Source organism: Streptomyces sp. NPDC040622, from assembly GCF_055593965.1.
The window spans coordinates 296571-318763 of the sequence record NZ_JBVIXD010000009.1 but is presented as its reverse complement, the minus strand read 5'-3'; the positions used below and the strand labels follow the sequence as shown (position 1 = coordinate 318763).

Annotated in this window: 16 protein-coding genes; 7 read left to right on the top strand and 9 right to left on the bottom strand. The window is 72.2% G+C overall.

The genetic code is table 11. The features are described 5' to 3' along the window. Nucleotides 1-7: 7 nt before the first annotated feature. From ACZ592_RS27095 to ACZ592_RS27075, 5 genes are all read right to left on the bottom strand, one after another. Complete coding sequence (locus ACZ592_RS27095; RefSeq protein ID WP_471584241.1) at nt 8-418, bottom strand: hypothetical protein; 411 nt, start codon at nt 416-418, stop codon at nt 8-10. Between the two features lie 121 nt (nt 419-539). Continuing rightward, nucleotides 540-4292: an ABC transporter ATP-binding protein gene (locus ACZ592_RS27090; RefSeq protein ID WP_471584240.1), complete on the bottom strand. Its 3753-nt coding sequence runs from the start codon at nt 4290-4292 to the stop codon at nt 540-542. Nucleotides 4293-4471: 179 nt separating this feature from the next. Next, on the bottom strand, nt 4472-6160 hold the full coding sequence (locus ACZ592_RS27085; RefSeq protein WP_471584239.1) for a thiamine pyrophosphate-binding protein: 1689 nt from the start codon (nt 6158-6160) through the stop codon (nt 4472-4474). After that, nucleotides 6157-7140, bottom strand: a complete 984-nt coding sequence (gene speB, locus ACZ592_RS27080) for an agmatinase (RefSeq protein WP_471584238.1) — start codon at nt 7138-7140, stop codon at nt 6157-6159. Before speB ends, ACZ592_RS27085 begins: the two co-directional genes overlap by 4 nt. Nucleotides 7141-7190: 50 nt before the next feature. Continuing rightward, nucleotides 7191-8657: a sodium:solute symporter family protein gene (locus ACZ592_RS27075; protein ID WP_471584237.1), complete on the bottom strand. Its 1467-nt coding sequence runs from the start codon at nt 8655-8657 to the stop codon at nt 7191-7193. A 180-nt stretch (nt 8658-8837) separates the two neighbouring features. Here ACZ592_RS27075 and ACZ592_RS27070 point away from each other — a divergent pair, with 180 nt between their 5' ends. Both ACZ592_RS27070 and ACZ592_RS27065 read left to right on the top strand, forming a co-directional pair. After that, nucleotides 8838-10289, top strand: a complete 1452-nt coding sequence (locus ACZ592_RS27070; RefSeq protein ID WP_471584236.1) for a PucR family transcriptional regulator — start codon at nt 8838-8840, stop codon at nt 10287-10289. A gap of 98 nt (nt 10290-10387) precedes the next feature. Beyond that, nucleotides 10388-11185, top strand: a complete 798-nt coding sequence (locus ACZ592_RS27065) for a phosphatase (RefSeq protein WP_471584235.1) — start codon at nt 10388-10390, stop codon at nt 11183-11185. Here ACZ592_RS27065 and ACZ592_RS27060 read toward each other — a convergent pair. The 4 genes from ACZ592_RS27060 to ACZ592_RS27045 all read right to left on the bottom strand — a co-directional run bounded on the left by ACZ592_RS27060 (nt 11146) and on the right by ACZ592_RS27045 (nt 14943). Continuing rightward, entirely contained in the window at nt 11146-12147 is a 1002-nt protein-coding gene (locus ACZ592_RS27060; RefSeq protein ID WP_471584234.1) for a cation diffusion facilitator family transporter, read from the bottom strand. The two genes, ACZ592_RS27065 and ACZ592_RS27060, sit on opposite strands and share 40 nt — an antisense overlap. 44 nt (nt 12148-12191) lie before the next feature. Continuing rightward, nucleotides 12192-13061: an acyl-CoA thioesterase gene (locus ACZ592_RS27055; protein WP_471584233.1), complete on the bottom strand. Its 870-nt coding sequence runs from the start codon at nt 13059-13061 to the stop codon at nt 12192-12194. A gap of 37 nt (nt 13062-13098) precedes the next feature. Continuing rightward, nucleotides 13099-14256: an acyl-CoA dehydrogenase family protein gene (locus ACZ592_RS27050; protein WP_471584232.1), complete on the bottom strand. Its 1158-nt coding sequence runs from the start codon at nt 14254-14256 to the stop codon at nt 13099-13101. Between the two features lie 84 nt (nt 14257-14340). Continuing rightward, on the bottom strand, nt 14341-14943 hold the full coding sequence (locus tag ACZ592_RS27045; RefSeq protein ID WP_471584231.1) for an SACE_7040 family transcriptional regulator: 603 nt from the start codon (nt 14941-14943) through the stop codon (nt 14341-14343). A 121-nt stretch (nt 14944-15064) separates the two neighbouring features. On the opposite strand from ACZ592_RS27045, the gene ACZ592_RS27040 reads away from it, so the two are divergent. The 5 genes from ACZ592_RS27040 (at nt 15065) to ACZ592_RS27020 (ending at nt 22060) form a co-directional block, all read left to right on the top strand. Continuing rightward, nucleotides 15065-16681, top strand: coding sequence for a carboxyl transferase domain-containing protein (locus ACZ592_RS27040; protein ID WP_471584230.1), 1617 nt, complete (start codon nt 15065-15067; stop codon nt 16679-16681). Nucleotides 16682-16733: 52 nt separating this feature from the next. Further along, nucleotides 16734-18671 carry an acetyl/propionyl/methylcrotonyl-CoA carboxylase subunit alpha gene (locus ACZ592_RS27035; protein ID WP_471584229.1) on the top strand — a complete coding sequence of 646 codons (1938 nt, stop codon included), beginning with the start codon at nt 16734-16736 and terminating at the stop codon, nt 18669-18671. Nucleotides 18672-18751: 80 nt separating this feature from the next. Next, nucleotides 18752-19705, top strand: a complete 954-nt coding sequence (locus ACZ592_RS27030; protein WP_471584404.1) for a hydroxymethylglutaryl-CoA lyase — start codon at nt 18752-18754, stop codon at nt 19703-19705. Nucleotides 19706-19711: 6 nt separating this feature from the next. Then, on the top strand, nt 19712-20866 hold the full coding sequence (locus ACZ592_RS27025; RefSeq protein ID WP_471584228.1) for an acyl-CoA dehydrogenase family protein: 1155 nt from the start codon (nt 19712-19714) through the stop codon (nt 20864-20866). Nucleotides 20867-21007: 141 nt separating this feature from the next. Continuing rightward, nucleotides 21008-22060 carry an ABC transporter substrate-binding protein gene (locus tag ACZ592_RS27020; protein WP_471584227.1) on the top strand — a complete coding sequence of 351 codons (1053 nt, stop codon included), beginning with the start codon at nt 21008-21010 and terminating at the stop codon, nt 22058-22060. Nucleotides 22061-22193 lie beyond the last annotated feature (133 nt).

Here is a 22193-nt window from a genome sequence, read left to right as displayed (position 1 = left end):
GGCGGCATCAGCAGAGGATCCAGCCCGAACTGACCCCGCGCCCGCCGATCTTGCCCTTGACCCACACGCAGCGGTGGCCCGCGTGGACGGTCACGGGGCCCGCGCGGTGGGTGTACCTGCCCTTGTCGCGGGCGGGGCGGCCACCGCGCGCCTTGACGCTGACGGACATGGTCTTGCGGGCGCCGGGGTTCTTGGCGAGGGCCACGGCGCAGATGTAGCCGCGGGACTTGAAGACGTCGACCCGGCCGGTGCTGAAGGGGAGCGTACGCACCTTGCGGCCCGCGCAGCCCTTGTTGGCGGCGGCCTCCGCCGACGCGGTGCCGGGGCCCGCGAGGGCGAGCAGGACGGCGGCGGCGAGCACGGCGGTGCCGAGCGTCAGCCACCGTCGTGTGCGACCTCTGCTCCCACCACTGCTCACGGTTGCCCCTCCCGCCACTTCGGCCTCAGCGTACTGATGTACGGACGCAGTCCACAGCCCGTGCGGTTGCGCGTTCTCCCGGCTTTTGCCGTCGGGTCCCCGGGCCCTCTCCGTCCGGTCCTCAGGCCGCTTCCACCGGCTCGCCCACGAAGGTCCGCCAGAGGCGCGCGTAGCGCCCGTCCAGCGCGAGGAGTTCCTCGTGCGTGCCGTCCTCGGCGACCCGGCCGTGGTCCATCACGACGACGCGGTCGGCGCGGGCCGCGGTGGTCAGGCGGTGGGCGACGACCAGCGTGGTGCGCCGTCCCGCGATGCGGTCGGTGGCCTGGTTGACCTGCGCCTCCGTGGCGAGGTCGAGCGCGGCGGTCGCCTCGTCGAGCAGCAGGACGTCGGGGTCGACCAGCTCGGCGCGGGCCAGCGCGATCAGCTGGCGCTGTCCCGCGGAGAGGTTGCGGCCCCGCTCGGTGACCTCGTGGAGGTAGCCGCCGTCCAGCGTGGCGATCATGTCGTGCGCGCCGACCGCGCGGGCGGCGGCCTCGACCTGGGCGTCGGTGGCGTCGGGGCGGCCGTAGGCGATGGCGTCGCGGACCGTGCCCGCGAAGAGGTACGCCTCCTGCGGCACGACGCCCAGGCGGTGGCGGTACGAGGTGAGGTCGAGGGAGCGCAGGTCCGTGCCGTCCACCGTGACCCGGCCGCCGGTGGGGTCGTAGAAGCGGGCGACGAGTTTGACGAGCGTCGACTTGCCCGCGCCGGTCTCGCCGACGAAGGCGACGGTCTGGCCGGCGGGTATCCGCAGGCGTACGTCGCTGAGCGCCTCCTCGGGCGCGCCATCGCCGGTGGCCGCGTACGCGAAGTCGACGTCCTCGAAGGCGATCTCGCCGCGCAGCGAGAGGACCTCCATCGGCTCGTCGGCGGCCTTCGTCGACGTCGGCTCCTGGAGCAGCTCCTGGATGCGGCCGAGCGAGACGGTGGCCTGCTGGTAGCCGTCGAAGACCTGGGAGAGCTGCTGCACGGGGGCGAAGAACAGGTCGATGTAGAGGAGGTAGGCGACGAGCGCGCCGGTCGTCAGCGTGCCCGCCTCGACCCGCCCCGCGCCCACGATGAGGACCGCGACGACGGCGACGGACGACAGGAACTGCACGAACGGGAAGTAGACCGAGATGAGCCACTGGCCGCGGATGCGGGCCTGGCGGTAGCTGTCGCTGTTGCGGGCGAACCGCTCGGCGCCCGCCCTCTCGCGCCGGAAGGCCTGCACGATGCGCAGCCCGGCGACGGACTCCTGGAGGTCGGCGTTGACCACGGAGACCCGCTCGCGCGCCAGTTCGTACGCCTTCACGCTGGACTTGCGGAAGAAGTACGTGCCGACGACGAGCAGTGGCAGCGTGGCGAAGACGACGAGCGCGAGCTGTACGTCGATGACGAGCAGGGCGACCATGATGCCGAAGAAGGTGACGACGGAGACGAACGCGGTGACGAGCCCGGTCTGCAGGAACGTCGACAGGGCGTCCACGTCGGTCGTCATCCGGGTCATGATGCGCCCGGTCAGCTCCCGCTCGTAGTAGTCGAGGCCGAGCCGCTGGAGCTGCGAGAAGATCTTCAGGCGCAGCGAGTAGAGGACCCGCTCGCCGGTCCGTCCGGTCATCCGCGTCTCGCCGGTCTGCGCCGCCCACTGCACGACGACGGCGGCGAGCGCGAGCCCGGCGGCGGCCCAGACGGCGCCGAGCGCCAGCCGGTTGACGCCCTCGTCGATGCCGTGCCGGATCAGGACCGGGAGCAGCAGCCCCATGCCCGCGTCGACGGCGACGAGCAGCAGGCTGAACAGGAGCGGCACGCCGAATCCGGCGAGCAGCCTGCGCAGCCCGTACGACTCCTCGGGCGTCACGGCCCGCGCCTCGTCGATGCCGGGGGTGTCGTTCGCCGGGGGCAGCGCGTCGACCTGGGCGAGGAGCTCGGGTGTGGAGGGCATCCCGGCGAGCGCGGCGTCCTTGGGCTCGCGGTCGCCGGTCCACAGCGCGGGCGTGATGCCGCGCTCGGCGTCGAACTCAGCGTCGAGCTCGGCGCGTACGGAGGTGTCCTCGGGCAGGTCGGCGGGGAGCGTGTGGCCCGGCGAGACGCCGCCGAGCTCGTCGGGGTCGGTGAGCAGCCGCCGGTAGAGGGCGGAGCGCTCCGCCAGCTCCTCGTGCGTGCCGAGGTCGGCGAGGCGCCCGTCGTCGAGGACGGCGATGCGGTCGGCGAGGCCGAGGGTGGAGCGGCGGTGGGCGATGAGGAGCGTCGTGCGTCCGGCCATCACGGCCCGCAGCGCCTCGTGGATCTCGTGCTCCACGCGCGCGTCCACCGCGGACGTGGCGTCGTCGAGGACGAGGAGGCGGGGGTCGGTGAGGATGGCGCGGGCGAGTGCGATGCGCTGGCGCTGGCCGCCGGAGAGGGTCAGGCCCTGCTCGCCGACCTTGGTGTCGTACCCCTCGGGCAGGTCGGATATGAAGCCGTGGGCCTGGGCGGCGCGCGCGGCGGTCTCGATCTGCTCGCGGGTCGCCTCGGGGTGTCCGTAGGCGATGTTGGCGCCGACGGTCTCGGAGAAGAGGAAGGAGTCCTCGGGCACGAGTCCGATGGCGGACCGCAGGGAGTCCAGGGTCAGCTCGCGCACGTCGTGGCCCGCGACGAGGACGGCGCCGTGCGTCACGTCGTAGAAGCGCGGCAGGAGCAGCGAGACGGTGGACTTGCCGCTGCCGGAGGAGCCGACGACGGCGAGGGTCTCGCCGGGGCGTATCTCGAAGGAGAGGCCGTCGAGGACGGGGCGGTCGTCCTCGTAGGCGAAGGAGACGTCGTCGAACTCGACGGTCGCCGGGGCGTCGGCGGGCAGCTCCTTGCGGCCGTCCGCCATGCTCGGCTCGGTGTCGATGAGTTCGAGCACGCGCTCGACGCCGGCGCGGGCCTGCTGCCCGACGGTCAGGACCATGGCGAGCATCCGCACGGGTCCGACGAGCTGGGCGAGGTAGGTGGAGAAGGCCACGAACGTGCCGAGCGTGATCTCGCCCTTGACCGCGAGCCAGCCGCCGAGGGCGAGCATGGCGACCTGGCCGAGCATGGGGACGGCCTGGAGGGCCGGGGTGTAGCGGGAGTTGAGGCGGACGGTGCGCAGCCGCCCGGCGAAGAGCTTGCGCCCGACCTCGCGGAGCTTCCCTGTCTCCTGCTCCTCCTGCCCGAAGCCCTTCACCACGCGTACGCCGCTGACGGCGCCGTCGACGACCCCGGCCACCGCGGCGGCCTGGGCCTGCGCGTACCAGGTGGCGGGGTGCAGACGGGAGCGGGAGCGGCGGGCGATGACCCACAGGGCGGGGGCGACGGCGAGGGCGACGAGGGTGAGCGGCAGGGAGAGCCACGCCATGATCCCCAGGGAGATCACGAAGAGCAGGATGTTGCCGATGGTCATCGGCAGCATGAAGAGCAGGCCCTGGATGAGCTGCAGGTCACTGGTGGCGCGCCCGACGACCTGTCCGGTGGAGAGCTCGTCCTGGCGCCGTCCGTCGAGCTTGGTGATCGTCCCGTACATGTCGGTGCGCAGGTCGTGCTGGACGTCGAGGGCGAGGCGGCCGCCGTAGTACCGGCGTATGTAGGTGGCGATGTAGACGAGGACGGCGGCGCCGATCAGCGCGCCGGCCCAGGGGCCCATGGAGCGCCCGCCGCCGTGGCCGTCCTGGCCGATGACGTCGTCGATGATCACCTTGGTGATCAGCGGCACGAGGGCCATGACGGCCATGCCCGCCAGTGAGGACCCGAGCGCCAGCACGACGTCCTTCGGATACCGCCACGCGTATCCGGTCAGCCGTTTCGCCCAGCCGGATTTCTCCCGCTCGACGCCACCCCGTTGCTCCGCCACGTGTTGCCTCCCGTCGACCTGACCTGCCGAGAGGCCCAACACGGGGGGTGCGGGATTTCATCCCGCCGCAACAAAGACAGGTCTTTGGACTGACGACCTGGGGCCCGGACGTTCCTCGGACACGCGTTCGATCAGGTGGTGTGCGGGCCGTCCGTGAGGCCGGCCCGCACCTGCCAGGATCACCCCAGATGCGTCGGCGCGAACATCCGCAGCAGGGCCGGGAGCACCACTACGGAGGGGCCGGGCTCGGCCAGCGCCTTCGCCAGGTCGTCCCGGAGCGTCTCCGGCGTCGTCCGCACGCCGGGCACCCCGAAGGACTCCGCGAGCTTGACGAAGTCGGGCCGCGAGAGCTCCGTGGCGGTCGCCTCGCCGAAGGCGTCGGACATGTACTCGCGCAGGATGCCGTAGCCGCCGTCGTCGACGATCAACCAGGTCACCGGCAGGTTGTACTGCCGCGCCGTGGCCAGTTCCGCGATCGAGTACATCGCGCCGCCGTCGCCGGAGACCGCGAGGACCGGGTGCGAGGGGTCCGCGGCCGCCGCGCCCAGCGCCGCGGGGAAGCCGTAGCCGAGGCCGCCCGCGCCCTGCCCCGAGTGCATGGTGTTCGGGCGCCGCGCGTCGAACGCCGACCACGCCCAGTACGCCAGGATCGTCATGTCCCAGAAGGACGGCGCCGCGTCCGGCAGGGCCTCGCGGACGGCGGCCAGCACCTGCTGCTCCAGGGTGAGGTCCTGGGCGGCGATCCGCTCGCGGACCTTCCCGAGGACGGCGGACACCCGCTCGGGCGCCGTGGGGTCCTCGCGGGGCGTCTCGATCGTCTCCAGGAGCGCGGACAGGGCGATGCGGGCGTCCGCGTGGATGCCGAGGGCGGGGTGGTTGGACTCCAGCTTCCCGGCGTCCGCCTCGATCTGGATGACCCGGCCGCGTGGCGTGAACGTGTGGTAGTTCGAGGAGAGCTCGCCGAGACCCGAGCCGATCACCAGGAGAACGTCCGCGTCCTCAAGGAAGTCGGTGGTGTGGCGGTCCTCCAGCCACGACTGGAGCGAGAGCGGGTGCTCCCAGGGGAAGGCGCCCTTGCCGCCGAAGGTCGTGACGACGGGAGCGTTCACCAGTTCGGCGAGCGCGAGCAGTTTGCCCGAGGCGTCCGCGCGCACGACTCCGCCGCCCGCGATGATCGCCGGGCGCTCGGCGCGGGCGAGCAGGTCGGCGGCGACCGCGGTCAGCTCGGGGCGCGGCACGACCTCCTCGGGCGTCGCGTCCATCGCGGTGACGGCCGGCAGCGTCGTCGCGGCGAGCAGCACGTCCTGCGGGATCTCCACCCAGACCGGGCCGTGCGGTGCGGTGAGCGCCGACTCCCAGGCCGCGGCGATCGCGGAGGGGATCTGCGAGGCCGTGCGGACCGGGTGGACGGACTTCACGACGTCGCGGAAGGACGCCTGCTGGTCGCGGAGTTCGTGCAGGTAGCCGTGGCGCCCACCGCCGAGCCCGGCGACCGGGACCTGGCTGCCGATGGCGAGGACCGGGGACGATCCCGCCGCGGCCTCCTGGAGCGCGGCGAGCGAGGTGAGCGCGCCGGGCCCGGTGGAGAGCAGCAGCGGGGCGACCTCGCCGGTGATCCGGCCGTAGGCGTCCGCGGCGAAGCCCGTGTTGTTCTCGACGCGGAACCCGACGTACGAGAGCGAGGAGCGGCGCAGCGCGTCGAACATGCCGAGCGCGTGCTGGCCGGGCAGGCCGAAGACCGTCGTGGCGCCGAGGCCCTGGAGGGTCTCGACGACGAGGTCGCCGCCGTTGCGCCCGGGGGCCGGGTTGAGGGCCGCCTCGGTCTGGGCCGCGGTGGGCTTCAGGACGACGTCGTGGTCGTGGGTCACTTCTCGCTCCCCGTCCCGCGGGCCTCCGCGATCTGGCGGGACATGATCGTGGTCAGTTCGTACGCGGTGTGGGAGGCGGCGACGGCCGTGATCTCCGCGTGGTCGTAGGCGGGGGCGACCTCGACGACGTCCGCCGAGACGAGGTTGCAGGAGGCGAGGCCCCGCAGGATCTCCAGGAGCTCGCGGGAGGTCATGCCGCCCGCCTCGGGGGTGCCGGTGCCGGGCGCGTGGGCCGGGTCGAGGCAGTCGATGTCGATGGAGATGTACAGCGGGCGGTCGCCGATGCGCTGGCGCAGCTGGTCGGCGACCTCGTCGGCGCCGCGGCGGTAGATGTCCGCCGAGGTGACGATGCCGAAGCCCATCTTCTCGTCGTCGGTGAGATCCTTCTTGCCGTACAGCGGGCCGCGCGTGCCGACGTGGGAAAGCGCCTCGGTGTCGAGGATGCCCTCCTCGACGGCCCGGCGGAACGGCGTGCCGTGGGTGTACTCGGCGCCGAAGTAGGTGTCCCAGGTGTCCAGGTGGGCGTCGAAGTGGAGGAGCGCGACCGGGCCGTGCTTCTTGGCGACCGAGCGCAGCAGCGGCAGCGCGATGGTGTGGTCGCCGCCGAGCGTCATCATGCGGGCGCCGGAGCCGAGGAGGTCGTCGGCGGCGGCCTCGATCGTCTCCACGGCCTCGTTGATGTTGAACGGGTTGGCCGCTATGTCGCCCGCGTCGGCGACCTGCGCGAGCGCGAAGGGCGAGGCGTCCTGCGCCGGGTTGTAGGGGCGCAGGAGGCGCGACGCCTCGCGGATCGCGTTGCCGCCGAAGCGGGCGCCGGGGCGGTACGAGACGCCGGTGTCGAAGGGCACGCCGACCACCGCGATGTCCGTCGTGCCGCCGACCTCGTCGAGGCGGGGCAGGCGGGCGTACGTCGCCGGACCCGCGTACCGCGGGACGCGGGAGGAGTCGACGGGGCCGCGGGGCGTCTCGTTGCTGCTCATGGAGTGCCTTCCTTCTTACGCTTCGATGCGCTTTGTGAGCGTTTATGACTCTACTGAGGTACGGGGGCCGTCTCGGCCACGGGCTCCGTGCCACGCCCCGCGAGACGCTCGCGCCAGGCGGCGAGCACCGCGGCGTCGGTCGGCCGGGTGGCGAGGGAGACGACGACGTACACGGCCAGCGAGATCAACAGGCCGTAGTAGACGGGTTCGTTGGCGAGGATGCCGTACCCCCACATCAGCCCGATGACGGAGAGCCCGCCGGCGGCGACGGCCGCCAGCGCGCCGGGCGCCGTCCCGCGCCGCCACAGCAGCCCGCCGAGGATCGGCACGAGCAGCCCGGCGACGAGCAGGTTGTAGGCGACGGTCAGCGCCTGGACGACGTCGTTGAGGGCGATGGCGATGACGATGACGACGACGCCCATGGCGAGGATGAAGGCGCGGTTGCCCTTGACCTCGTCGTGCGGCCCGTCGCCCGCGTCGGACGTCACGACGCCCCGCAGCCGCGACCAGATGTCGTTGTTGGCGACGGTCGCGCACGCGATGAGCGCGCCGGAGGACGTCGACATCACCGCGGCGAGGGCGGCCGCGAGGACCAGGCCGCGCACGCCCATGGGCAGTTCGTCCTTGACGATGGTCGCGAAGGCCGCGTCGGCGCTCGGCAGCTTCGGGTACATGACCTTGGCCGCGGTGCCGATGACGGCGCCCGCGATCGCGTAGACCAGGCAGTACGTGCCGGCGACCGTGCCTCCGTAGCGGGCGACCTTGTCGCTGCGGGCGGTGAAGACGCGCTGCCAGATGTCCTGCCCGATGAGCATGCCGAACGTGTAGATCAGCACGTACGTGAAGATCGTCTCGCCGCCGACGCCCAGCGGGTCGAAGTACTCGGTGGGCAGTTTGGCCTTCATCTCACTGAAGCCGCCCGCCTTGACCACGGCGATGGGCAGCAGGAGCAGCAGCACGCCGATGGTCTTCACCACGAACTGCACCATGTCGGTGAGGGTGATGGACCACATGCCGCCGAGCGTGGAGTACGCGACGACGATCGAGCCGCCGATGACGATCGCCACGGTGCGGTTCACGTCGAAGAGGACGTCGAAGATCGTGGCGTACGCGATGGTCGAGGTGACCGCGAGCATCAGCGTGTACGCCCACATGACCACTCCGGAGATGACGCCCGCGCGCCCGCCGTAGCGCAGGTCGAGCATCTCGGAGACCGTGTACACCTTCAGGCGCGCGATGCGGGCCGAGAAGAAGACGCTCAGCGCGAGCAGGCCGAGGCCGATGGTGAAGACCATCCAGGCGCCGGAGAGCCCGTACTGGTAGCCGAGGCCGACGCCGCCGATGGTGGAGGCGCCGCCGAGGACGATCGCGGCCATGGTCCCGGAGTACATCCACGGCCCGAGGCGGCGCCCCGCGACCAGGAACTCCGACTTGGACTTGGCGCGGCGCATGCCCCACCAGCCCATGGCCAGCATCCCTGCGAGATAGACGACGATCACTGTGTAGTCGACGGCCATAAGGGGGGCCTCCTTCGCGCACCTCGGTGGCGTGTCGTGCAGATGGGGATGAGGACCGGCCGCGGGGACATCCGCCCGTACCCGCGGCCTCCGGTCGGCACGACCTTAGGTGGCCGGAAAGCAACGCTGAAGTGTACGTTTCCTCCACTCGCCGCGATTGATCCGGATGGAACATCCACCATGACCGACCCCGCAGCCCCGCCCACCCCGCCCGTCCCGCTCACCGCGCTGCTCGCCCGCGAGGACCTGGGCCTGCGGCAGATCGCCGGGCCCGGGGCGCGGGCGGCGGGCACGGCCGTGCAGTGGGTGCACACCTCCGAGATGACGGACCCCTACCCGTACCTGCTGGGCGGCGAGCTGCTGCTCACGGCGGGCGTGCACATCACCGACCCGGCGGGCGACTACCTCGACGCCTACGTGGCCCGCATCGTCGCGGCGGGCGGCGCGGCCCTCGGCTTCGGCGTCGCCCCCGTGCACGACACGGTGCCGCGCGCCCTGCTGGAGGCCTGCGACCACTACGGGCTGCCGCTCCTGGAGGTCCCGCCGCGCACCACGTTCAGCGGGGTCGCCCGGGCGGTGTGGCGGCTGATGGCCGAGGCCAGGCACACGGAGCTGCGCCGGGTCACGGAGGCCCAGCAGGGCCTCGCCACAGCCGCGGCCCGCCCCGACCCGGTCCCCGCCGTCCTGCGCCAGCTGGCGGCGCGCCTCGGCGGCCTCACGGCCCTCTACGGACCCGACGGGACGGAGCTGCAGACGGCGGGCCACACGGAGCAGCCCGCGCGAGCGGCGCTGCGCGAACTGACCGGCGTCGTGCGCCGCACCGCGCCCGCCCCGGCGTCCGCCGCCGACACGGCCGGCCCCACCCACCTGGCCGCCTACGCGCTCGGCGGCGGCCGGGGCTTCGCCCTCGGCGTCGCCACGGACCGCCGCGAGCCGGGCGACCACACCATCGCGGGGGCCGCCGTCGTCCTGCTCTCGCTGCTCACCGGCGAACACCAGAGCACCTCCGAGGCGGCCCGTTCGACGGCCCTCGTACGACTCCTGCTCGGCGCCTCCCCCGAGGACATCGGCCCTCTCCTGGGCAGCGGTCCGTGGACCGTGGCGCACGCGCGCGGGGAGCACACCCCGCTGGCCGCGTCCGCGCTCGCCGCCGCCCTGGGCAGCGCGCTCGTGGACCCCGGGGACGAGGCGGACGTACGTCTCCTGGTCCCCGCCGACCGCGACATCGCCCCGGCCGACGGCTGGACGCTCGGCCTCTCCGCCCCGGCGGCCGTGGCCGACCTGGCCGCCGCCGACGCCCAGGCGGCCCGCGCCCTGCGCCGCGCCGAGGCCACCCGCGTCCCCCTCGTCCGCCACCACGAGAACGGTGTCACGGCCCTGATCGCCCCCGAGGAGGCCACCGCCCACGCACGCGTGCTCCTCGCCCCCCTGGCCACCAACGAGGCCCTGCCCCAGACCCTGCGCACCTGGCTCTCCCTGCACGGCAGCTGGGACCGCACGGCCCTCGCCCTCTCCATCCACCGCAACACGGTCCGCCAGCGCATCGCCCGCTGCGAATCCCTCCTGGCCACGGACCTGAACGACCCGGACGTCCGCATGGAACTGTGGTTCGCGTTGAAGAGCGCCCCGTGAGGGGCGCGGAGAACGGCGCGACCAGCCACCCCAGGGCAACACACATCACAGGGCCGGCTGATGGGACGCCGGGGCCCCGCGGCCCGAGCGACGGCACAATGGGGCCCATGTCCATACCCACCCGTGCCGCGCTCGTCGACCACCTCGTCCGCACCCGCATCGCGGGCGACGTCGCCACGCCCCGCGAGAACAACCTCAGCCACTACAGGAAGCTCGCGAACGGCGACCGCCACTACTGGCTCGGCCTGGAGCTCGGCGACCGCTGGACCGACGAGCAGGACGTCCTCGCGGTGATGGCCGAGCGCTGCGGCGTCATCGACGACCCCCAGTACCGGCACGGCCAGGACACCATCGACCCGGAGCTGACGGTCGACGCCCTGGACCGGATGGCGGCCCGGCTGCGCAAGGCGGCGGCCGGCAAGGAGCGCGTGCTCTTCGCGACCGGGCACCCCGGCGGCCTGATGGACGTGCACCGCGCGACGGCCGCGGCCCTGCGCTCGGCGGGCTGCGAGATCGTGGTGATCCCCGAGGGCCTGACGGCCGACGAGGGCATGGTCTTCCAGTTCGCGGACGTGGCGATGCTGGAGCGCGGCGCGACGCTGTGGCACACGCACTCCCCGGAGCCGATGAACGCCATCCTGGACGGCCTGGAGCGCGAGGGGCGCCCGCGGCCCGACCTCGTGGTCGCCGACCACGGCTGGGCGGGCCGGGCGGGCCAGCGCGGCCTGGACGCGGTGGGCTACGCGGACTGCAACGACCCCGCGCTGTTCATCGGCGAGGCCGAGGGCACCGTGCAGGTGACCGTGCCGCTCGACGACCACGTCACCAGCCCGCGCCACTACGACCCGATGACGGCCTACCTGCTCGACGCGGCGGGGCTGACGCCCGGGTCCTGAGCGGGGCCCGGCGTCGGGTCGAGGTACACGCGCCGCACGGCGGGGAAGCGTTCCTGAACGCGGCGCGCCATCCGGTCGCAGGCACGCTCGATCTCCGCGGCGCTCGACATGTCCCGGAAGTCGACCTTCGCGGCGACCAGGGCCTCGTTGGGGCCCTGGAGCAGCGTGGTCAGCTCCAGTACGTCCACGACGTGCGGGTCGGCGAGGAGTTCGGCGCGGACCGCGGACCGCATCCCGTGGGGCAGCGGTCGCCCGATGAGCAGCTCGGAGTTGGCGTGCCCGAGGACCCAGGCGACGTAGACGAGCAGCACGCCGATGCAGAGCGAGGCGACGCCGTCCCACACGCCGGACCCGGTGAGCTGGCCGCCGAGGAGCCCGGCCGCGGCGAGCACGAGGCCCACCAGCGCCGCCGAGTCCTCCATCACGACGGCCTTGACCGCGGTGTCGGGGGTGTGGCGCAGGTAGCGCTTGATGTGCACGCCGAAGCGGTCGGCCTCGCCGCGCGCCTGCTTGAGGCCGGTCCGCAGCGAGTAGCCCTCCAGGAGGAAGGCGATGGCGAGGACGATGTACGAGATGAGCGGGTCGCCGGGGTCCTCGCCGTGCGTGAGGGTGTGGATGCCGTCGTAGACGGCGAAGACGCCGCCGCCGACGAAGGTGGCGACGGAGGCGAGGAGCGCCCAGATGTAGCGGGCGCCTCCGTAGCCGAGCGGGTGCTCCTCGTCGGCGGGCTTGTCGCTGGCCTTCAGGGAGACGAGCAGCATCAGCTCGGTGACGGTGTCGGCCACCGAGTGCGCCGCTTCGGAGAGCATGGCGCTGGAGCCGCTGATGACGCCCGCGACGGCCTTGGCCAGGGCGATACCGAGGTTGGCGACGGCAGCGACGATGACGGTGAAGGTGCTCTCGCCGCCGCCTTCCGGCGGCTGTGACGGCTGCGGGGCGCCGCTGACGGCCTGCTCACTCATGTATCGGACGGTATGTCCGATCAGTGGGGAATGCGAACCCCGGGTCAGCGCGGGACCCGGATCACGCCTTCCTGGATGACGGTGACGGCCAGCTTCCCGTCCTGCGTCCAGATCCGCGCCTGGCCCAGGCCCCGGCCTCCGGAGGACGACGGCGACTCCTGGTCGTACAGGAGCCACTCGTCGGCACGGAAGGGCCGGTGGAACCACATGGCGTGGTCCAGGGAGGCGCCGACGACGTCACCGACGGCCCAGCCGCCCCGGCCGTGCGCGAGGAGCACGGAGTCCAGGAGCGTCATGTCGGAGACGTACGTGGCGAGGCAGACGTGCAGCAGGGGGTCCGACTCGTAGTCGGCGAGCTTGCCGTTGGCGCGGAACCACACCTGGGAGCGCGGCTCGCGGGGCTGTCCGGCGGTGGCCCAGGGCGGCGCGTCGGCGTAGCGCAGGTCGACGGCGGCGCGGGTCTCCAGGAGCCGGTCGGCGACCTCCTTGGGGAGGTGCTGCGGGAGCGTCTCGGCGGCGGTGGGGAGCGTCTCCGGGTCGAGCGCGGGCGGCATCTGCGCCTGGTGCTCCAACCCTTCCTCGTACGTCTGGAAGGAGGCGGAGAGGTGGAAGATCGGCTGCCCGTGCTGGACGGCGACGACGCGGCGCGTGGTGAAGGAGCGGCCGTCGCGGATCCGGTCGACGGAGTACACGATGGGCGCGCCGGGGTCACCGGGGCGCAGGAAGTACGCGTGCAGGGAGTGGGCGGGACGGTCGTCGGGGACGGTGCGTCCGGCGGCGACGAGGGCCTGTGCGGCGACCTGGCCGCCGAAGACGCGGGGCACGAGCGCCGAGCGGCTCACGCCCCGGAAGATGTCCTCCTCGATCTGCTCCAGGTCGAGCAGATCGAGGAGGGCTTCAAGTGCCTGGTTCATGAAGGCAGTTCTACCGGGCGTCTCTGGTGGGCGGTCTCTACAGGCCCATGTTCTTCGCGATGATCATCTTCATGACCTCGCTGGTGCCGCCGTAGATGCGGTTGACGCGGTTGTCCGCGTACAGGCGGGCGATGGGGTACTCGTTCATGAAGCCGTAGCCGCCGTGCAGCTGGAGGCACTTGTCGATGACGCGGTGCGCGACCTCGGTGTTGAAGAGCTTCGCGGATGCGGCCTCGGCGGCGGTCAGCTCGCCCTGGTCCAGAGCTTCGAGGGCGCGGTCGGCGACGGCCTCCGCGGCGTCCACCTCGGCCTGGCAGGCGGCCAGCTCGAACTTGGTGTTCTGGAAGGAGGCGACCGTCTTGCCGAAGACCGTGCGGTCCTGGACGTACTCCTTGGCGAACCGGACGGCGGCCTTGGCCTGCGCGTACGCGCCGTAGGCGATGCCCCAGCGCTCGGAGGGGAGATTGCTTCCCAGGTAGTAGAAGCCCTTGTTCTCCTCACCGAGGAGGTCCTCCACGGGGACCTTCACGTCGACGAACGCCAGCTCGGCGGTGTCGGAGGTCTTCAGGCCCAGCTTGTCGAGCTTGCGGCCGATGGAGTAGCCCTCGGACTTGGTGTCGACGGCGAAGAGGGAGATGCCGAAGCGGCGGTCCTCGGCGGTGGGCGCGGAGGTGCGGGCGCAGACGATCACGCGGTCGGCGTGCACGCCGCCGGTGATGAAGGTCTTGGAGCCGTTGAGGACGTAGTGCGTGCCGTCCTCGGAGAGCTTGGCGGTGCTCTTCATGCCCGCGAGGTCGGAGCCGGTGCCCGGCTCGGTCATCGCGAGGGCCCACATCTCCTCGGCGGAGACGAACTTCTCCAGGTAGCGCTTCTTCTGCTCGTCGGTGGCGAGCGCCTTGATGTAGGGCAGGGCGAGCAGCACGTGGACGCCGGAGCCGCCGAAGGTGACGCCCGCGCGGGCGGTCTCCTCGTACTGGATGGCCTCGAACTTGTGGGTGTCCAGGCCGGCGCCGCCGAACTCCTCGGGCACGTTGATGCCGAAGAGGCCCAGCTCGGCGAGCTTGTAGTAGAACTCGCGCGGCACCTGGCCCGCGGCGAACCACTCGTCGTGGACGGGGACGACCTCGGCCTCGATGAAGGCGCGCAGGGTCTCCCGGAACGCCTCGTGGTCCTCATTGAAAACGGTACGGCGCACGGAAAGCTCCCTCTGCCTACGGCGACTAAGCGCTTGCTCAGGGGCAGGTTACCCGGCGGTCACCAGAGCGTCCAGAGATGCACGTCACTCGGCGGCGGGCGTGACCGCCGAGGCGAACGCCCCGCGCGCGAGGCGGTGCAGGAGGTCCGACATCGCCGTGCGGCTGGGCAGGGCGTCACGGCGGCTGAGGTGGGGCGTGGAGTTCAGCAGCCCGAAGACCGCGTGCACGGCCACCCGCGCCGCGTTCTCGGCGAGGTCCGGGTAGACCTTGCGCACGACGTCGACCCAGATCTCCACGTACTGCCGCTGGAGCTGGCGGACCAGCTTGCGGTCACTGTCCCGCAGCCGGTCAAGCTCGCGGTCGTGGAGGGTGATGAGGGAGCGGTCGTCCAGGGCGAAGTCGATGTGTCCCTGGATGAGCGCGTCCAGCACCCGTTCGGGTGCCCCCTCCACGTCGGCCACACACCGCTTGCCACCGGTCAGGAGCTGCCCGCTGATGCCCACGAGCAGTTCGGCGAGCATCGCGTCCTTGCCCGCGAAGTGCCGGTAGAGGCCGGGGCCGCTGATGCCGACCGCGGCTCCTATCTCGTCGACTCCGACTCCATGGAAGCCGCGCTCGGCGAAGAGCCGGGCGGCCTCCTTCAGGATCTGCTCGCGCCGCGTGGGGGCGTCGGTTCTCGTGGCCATGAAATTGATTCTAGACAGGCCGGTTAGCGATCGTTAACCTAGAGGAAACACGTTAACGGTCATTAACCGAACCGAAGGTCGACCGAGTGCACCGAATGGACCGAGCAAGGGGGCTCGACTGATGCGGCAGGCACCAGTGCTGGCGAGCGCGGCGGATCCCGCGTCCGAGGCATGGCGGGCGAACGAGGCGGCCCACACCGCCCTCGCCGAAGAGCTGCGGGCCAAGCTCGCGGCGGCCGCGCTCGGCGGCGGGGAGCGGGCGAGGGCCCGCCATGTGGCGCGCGGCAAGCTGTTGCCCCGCGACCGCGTGGACACGCTCCTGGACCCCGGCTCCCCCTTCCTGGAGCTGGCTCCCCTCGCGGCCGACGGGCTGTACGGCGGGGACGCCCCCGCGGCCGGCGTCATCGCCGGCATCGGCCGCGTCTCGGGCCGCGAGTGCGTGATCGTGGCCAACGACGCCACCGTCAAGGGCGGCACGTACTACCCGATGACGGTGAAGAAGCACCTGCGCGCCCAGGAGGTGGCCCTGGAGAACCGCCTCCCGTGCCTCTACCTGGTCGACTCGGGCGGCGCCTTCCTGCCGATGCAGGACGACGTCTTCCCCGACCGCGAGCACTTCGGGCGGATCTTCTACAACCAGGCCCGGATGTCGGGCGCCGGCATCCCGCAGATCGCCGCCGTCCTCGGCTCCTGCACGGCCGGCGGGGCGTACGTCCCCGCGATGAGCGACGAGGCGGTGATCGTGCGCAATCAGGGCACGATCTTCCTCGGCGGACCGCCCCTGGTGAAGGCCGCGACCGGCGAGGTCGTCACGGCCGAGGAGCTGGGCGGCGGCGAGGTCCACTCGCGGACCTCCGGAGTCACCGACCACCTCGCCGAGGACGACGCCCACGCCCTGCGCATCGTCCGCACGATCGTCTCCACGCTCCCCGAGCGCCGCGAACTGCCGTGGTCGGTGCAGCCCGTGGAGGAACCGAAGGTCGACCCCCTGGGGTTGTACGGCGCGGTGCCGACGGACTCCCGCACCCCCTACGACGTGCGCGAGGTCATCGCGCGCGTGGTCGACGGCTCCCGCTTCGCCGAGTTCAAGTCGGAGTACGGCACGACCCTGGTGACCGGCTTCGCCCACATCCACGGCCACCCGGTCGGGATCGTCGCGAACAACGGCATCCTGTTCTCCGAGTCGGCCCAGAAGGGCGCCCACTTCATCGAGCTGTGCGACCAGCGCGGCATCCCCCTGGTCTTCCTGCAGAACATCTCCGGCTTCATGGTCGGCAGGGACTACGAGGCGGGCGGCATCGCCAAGCACGGCGCGAAGATGGTGACGGCCGTGGCCTGCACGCGCGTGCCCAAGCTGACGGTCGTCGTCGGCGGTTCGTACGGCGCGGGCAACTACTCGATGTGCGGCCGGGCCTACTCCCCCCGCTTCCTGTGGATGTGGCCCAACGCCAAGATCTCCGTGATGGGCGGCGAGCAGGCCGCCTCCGTCCTCGCCACGGTCAAGCGCGACCAGTTGGAGGCCCGCGGCGAGCAGTGGCCCGCCGAGGACGAGGAGGCCTTCAAGGACCCGATCCGCGCGCAGTACGAGCAGCAGGGGAACGCCTACTACGCCACGGCCCGCCTCTGGGACGACGGGGTCATCGACCCCCGGGACACCCGGCAGGTGCTCGGCCTCGCCCTGACGGCGTGCGCGGGCGCGCCGCTCGGCGAGCCCGGCTTCGGCGTCTTCCGGATGTGAGGGGCGGACGATGAGCGACTTCCAGCAAGGGACCACCTCGGGGAGAGGGACCATGTTCGACACGGTGCTCGTCGCCAACCGCGGCGAGATCGCGGTCCGCGTCATCCGCACCCTGCGGGCGCTCGGCGTCCGCTCGGTCGCCGTCTTCAGCGACGCGGACGCGGACGCCCGGCACGTGCGCGAGGCCGACACGGCCGTACGGCTCGGCCCGGCGCCGGCCGCCGAGAGCTATCTGTCCGTGGAGCGGCTCCTGGAGGCGGCGGCGAAGTCCGGCGCCCAGGCGGTCCACCCGGGCTACGGCTTCCTCGCGGAGAACGCCGACTTCGCGCGGGCCTGCGCCGACGCGGGCCTCACCTTCATCGGCCCGCCCGCACAGGCGATCTCCCTCATGGGCGACAAGATCCGCGCCAAGGAGACCGTGCAGGCGGCCGGCGTGCCGGTCGTGCCCGGCTCCTCGGGCAGCGGCCTGACCGACGCCCAACTGGCCGGAGCGGCCCGCGAGATCGGCACCCCGGTGCTGCTCAAGCCGAGCGCGGGCGGCGGCGGCAAGGGCATGCGCCTGGTGCGGGACGAGGCGCTCATCGCCGACGAGATCGCGGCGGCCCGGCGCGAGGCCCGCGCCTCCTTCGGCGACGACACGCTGCTCGTGGAGCGGTGGGTCGACCGGCCCCGGCACATCGAGATCCAGGTCCTCGCCGACACCCACGGCCATGTCGTGCACCTCGGCGAGCGCGAGTGCTCGCTGCAGCGCCGCCACCAGAAGGTCGTCGAGGAGGCGCCCAGCGTCCTCCTGGACGAGGCCACGCGCGCGGCGATGGGCGAGGCAGCGGTGCAGGCGGCCCGCTCCTGCGGGTACGCGGGCGCGGGCACGGTGGAGTTCATCGTGCCGGGCAACGACCCCTCGTCGTACTACTTCATGGAGATGAACACCCGCCTGCAGGTGGAGCATCCGGTCACCGAGCTCGTCACCGGGCTCGACCTGGTGGAGTGGCAGCTGCGGGTGGCCGCGGGCGAGCCGCTGCCCTTCGCGCAGGACGACATCAGCCTGACCGGGCACGCGGTGGAGGCCCGCGTCTGCGCCGAGGACCCGTCCCGCGGCTTCCTGCCCTCGGGCGGCGCGGTCCTCGCCCTGCACGAGCCGCAGGGCGACGGCGTGCGCACCGACTCCGGTCTCAGCGAGGGCACCGAGGTCGGCAGCCTCTACGACCCGATGCTCTCCAAGGTCATCGCGTACGGCCCCGACCGCGCCACGGCCCTGCGCAAGCTGCGCGCCGCCCTCGCGGACACGGTCACCCTCGGCGTCCCCACCAACGCGGGCTTCCTGCGCAGGCTCCTGGCCCACCCGGACGTCGTCGCGGGCGAGCTGGACACGGGCCTGGTGGAGCGCGAGGCCGAGAGCCTGGTCCCGGACGGCGTGCCCGACGAGGTGTACGAGGCGGCGGCCGCGGTGCGCGAGGACGCGCTCCGGCCCTCGGGCGACGGCTGGCAGAACCCCTTCTCCGTGCCGAGCGGCTGGCGGCTCGGGGGCACCCCGGCGCCCCTCACCCACTGGCTGCGCGTGGCGGGGCACGAACCGGTCGCCCACCGGATCCGCGCCACGGGAAGCACCGTCGGCCCCGACCGCGTCTCGGTGACCGTCGACGGCACCCTGCACACCTTCCACCGCGCGGGCGACTGGCTCGGCGGCGACGGCGACGCCTGGCACGTCCAGGACCACGACCCCGTGGCCGCCTCCCTGACCGGCACCGCGCACGCCGGGGCCGACGCCCTCACCGCCCCCATGCCCGGCACCGTCACCGTCGTGAAGGTCTCCCCCGGCGACCGGGTGAGCGCGGGCCAGAGCCTGCTGGTGGTCGAGGCGATGAAGATGGAGCACGTCATCTCCGCCCCGCACGCCGGCACCGTCGCCGAGCTCGACGTCACCCCGGGCACGACCGTCGCCATGGACCAGGTCCTCGCCGTCGTCACCCCCGAGGAGGAGCAGGAATGACCACCGACCCGCTGCACGGCCCGTCGGCCGCGGGAGACGCCACGGACGAGCCGCTGGAGCTGGCGGACGCGCCGCTCCCGATGGTCGTACCGACCCGCGGCCTGCCGGCCCGCGTCCGCATCCACGAGGTCGGCGCCCGCGACGGCCTGCAGAACGAGAAGACGGTCGTTCCCACGGAGATCAAGGCGGAGTTCATCCACCGCCTCGCCGACGCGGGCCTGACGACCGTCGAGGCGACGAGCTTCGTGCACCCCAAGTGGGTGCCCCAACTGGCCGACGCGGAGCAGCTGTTCCCGCTCCTCGGCGACCTCCCGGACGTGCACCTGCCGGTCCTCGTGCCGAACGAGCGCGGCCTGGACCGGGCCCTCGCGCTCGGCGCCCACCGCGTCGGCGTCTTCGCCAGCGCCACCGAGTCCTTCGCCAAGGCCAACCTCAACCGCACGGTGGACGAGGCCCTCGCGATGTTCGCCCCGGTCGTCGCCCGCGCCCGCGAGCAGGGCGTGCACGTCCGCGGCTATCTCTCGATGTGCTTCGGCGACCCCTGGGAGGGCGCGGTCCCGATCTCCAAGGTCGTCCGCGTCAGCCGCGCCCTGCTCGACATGGGCTGCGACGAGCTGAGCCTCGGCGACACGATCGGCGTGGCCACCCCGGGCCACGTCTCGGCGATGCTCGCCGCGCTCAACGCGGTCCAGGTGCCGACCGAGCGCATCGGCGTCCACTTCCACGACACATACGGGCAGGCGCTCACCAACACCCTCGCCGCCCTGCAACACGGCGTGACGACGGTGGACGCCTCCGCGGGCGGCCTCGGCGGCTGCCCGTACGCGAAGAGCGCCACCGGAAACCTCGCGACCGAAGACCTCGTCTGGATGCTGCACGGCCTCGGCATCGACACCGGGGTCGACCTCGTCCGTCTCAGCGCCACGAGCGCCTGGATGGCCGACCAGTTGGGCCGGCCGAGCCCGTCCCGCACCGTCCGTGCCCTCACGGCCCGCTCACACGACGAGCAGACCGACTCCCACCAGGAGCAGTGAACAACGATGGACCACCGTCTGAGCCCCGAGCACGAGGAACTGCGCCGCACGGTCGAGGCGTTCGCGCACGACGTCGTCGCCCCCAAGATCGGCGACTTCTACGAACGCCACGAGTTCCCCTACGAGATCGTCCGCGAGATGGGCCGCATGGGCCTGTTCGGGCTGCCCTTCCCTGAGGAGTACGGCGGGATGGGCGGTGACTACTTCGCGCTGGGCATCGCCCTGGAGGAGCTCGCCCGCGTCGACTCGTCCGTGGCGATCACCCTGGAGGCGGGCGTCTCCCTCGGCGCGATGCCGCTGCACCTCTTCGGTACGGAGGAGCAGAAGAGGCAGTGGCTGCCGAGGATGTGCTCGGGCGAGATCCTCGGCGCGTTCGGCCTGACCGAGCCGGACGGCGGCTCGGACGCGGGCGGCACGCGCACGACGGCCGTCCGTGACGGCGACGACTGGGTGATCAACGGCTCCAAGTGCTTCATCACCAACTCCGGCACCGACATCACGGGCCTGGTCACGGTCACCGCCGTCACCGGCCGCAAGGAGGACGGCCGTCCGCTGATCTCCTCGATCATCGTGCCGTCCGGGACGCCCGGCTTCACGGTCGCCGCGCCCTACTCCAAGGTGGGGTGGAACGCGTCGGACACCCGGGAGCTGTCCTTCTCCGACGTCCGCGTCCCCGCGGCGAACCTGCTGGGCCAGGAGGGCCGCGGCTACGCCCAGTTCCTGCACATCCTCGACGAGGGCCGGGTCGCGATCTCCGCACTCGCCACCGGCCTCGCCCAGGGCTGCGTGGACGAGTCCGTGAAGTACGCCAAGGAGCGGCACGCCTTCGGCCGGCCGATCGGGGCGAACCAGGCCATCCAGTTCAAGATCGCCGACATGGAGACGCGGGCGCACATGGCGCGGATCGGCTGGCACGACGCGGCCTCCCGCCTGGTCGCGGGCGAGCCCTTCAAGAAGGAGGCGGCCATCGCCAAGCTCTACTCGTCGACGGTCGCGGTGGACAACGCCCGCGAGGCCACACAGATCCACGGCGGGTACGGCTTCATGAACGAGTACCCGGTCGCCCGCATGTGGCGGGACTCCAAGATCCTGGAGATCGGCGAGGGCACGAGCGAGGTGCAGCGCATGCTGATCGCACGGGAGCTGGGCTTCGCGAGCTGAGGCGGGCTTCGTGAGGCGGGCCGGCCGGGGGCGGGGCGTGTGACGCGTGGGGCCACTGGACGCGAACTTAGCTTAGGTTAACCTAAGCGCTGGTTCCGGCCAGTCGCCCCACCGCCGTACGTCACGAAAGCTGAGATCCGCATGCCCCAGGCCCGCCTCTTCCAGCCCTCCCGCCGCGGCCTCCTCGCCGCCGGCGGCGCCCTCGGCCTGACCGCCGCGCTGGCGGCCTGCGGCGACAAGAAAAAGGACGGGACCGCCGGGAGCGGGGACGCCGGCGGCGGCAAGAAGGGCCCCTGGAGCTTCAAGGACGACCGGGGCAAGACCGCCAGGCGCGACGCGACGCCCGGGAACATCGTGGCGTTCACCGGTGTCGCGGCGGCCCTGTTCGACTACGGCATCGAGGTCAAGGGCGTCTTCGGCCCGACGACGACCGACGGCGGCAAGCCCGACGTGCAGGCCGGCGACATGGACGTCAGCAAGCTGACGGTCATCGGCAACACCTGGGGCCAGTTCAAGATGGAGAAGTACGCGAGCCTCGCCCCGGACCTGCTGATCTCCACGATGTTCGACGCCAAGGGCACGCTCTGGTACGTCCCCGAGGAGGACGCGGACAAGATCCTGCAGCTCGCGCCGAGCGTCGGCATCAGCGTCTACGACCGGCAGCTCACGCACCCGCTGCAGCGCATCCAGGCGCTCGCCGAGTCGCTCGGCGCGGACGTGAGGTCCGACAAGGTCGTCAAGGCCAAGAAGCGCTTCGAGGACGCCTCCGAGCGGCTGCGCAAGGTCGCCAAGGCGCACAAGGACATCAAGGTCCTGGTCGGCTCGGCGAGTCAGGAGCTGTTCTACGTCTCCGGCTCGAACCTCTCCGTCGACCTGGAGTACTTCAAGGCGCTCGGCGTGAACATCGTCGAGCCGCCGGAGAAGGCCAAGAAGGAGTCCGGCGGCTGGTTCGAGAATCTCAGCTGGGAGAACGTCGACCGGTACGACGCCGACCTCATCATGATGGACAACCGCACCTCGGCGATCCAGCCGGCCGCCCTGGACAAGTCCAAGCCGACCTGGCGCGAACTTCCCGCGGTCAAGGCCGGACAGGTCGTCCCGCGCGTCACGGAGCCCATCTTCTCCTACGACAAGTGCGCGCCGATCCTGGAGGACCTGGCGGACGCGATCGAGAAGGCGAAGAAGCTCAAGTAGGCGCCCTCGCCCCGATTCCGGCTCGCTCAGCCACCGCCGCCGCTGCCACCGCCACCGGCTCCACCGGCCGCCCCCTCCACGTACGGAGGGGGCGGTTTCGTCTTCTGGTCCGTCTTCCGGCCCGGAGACCAAC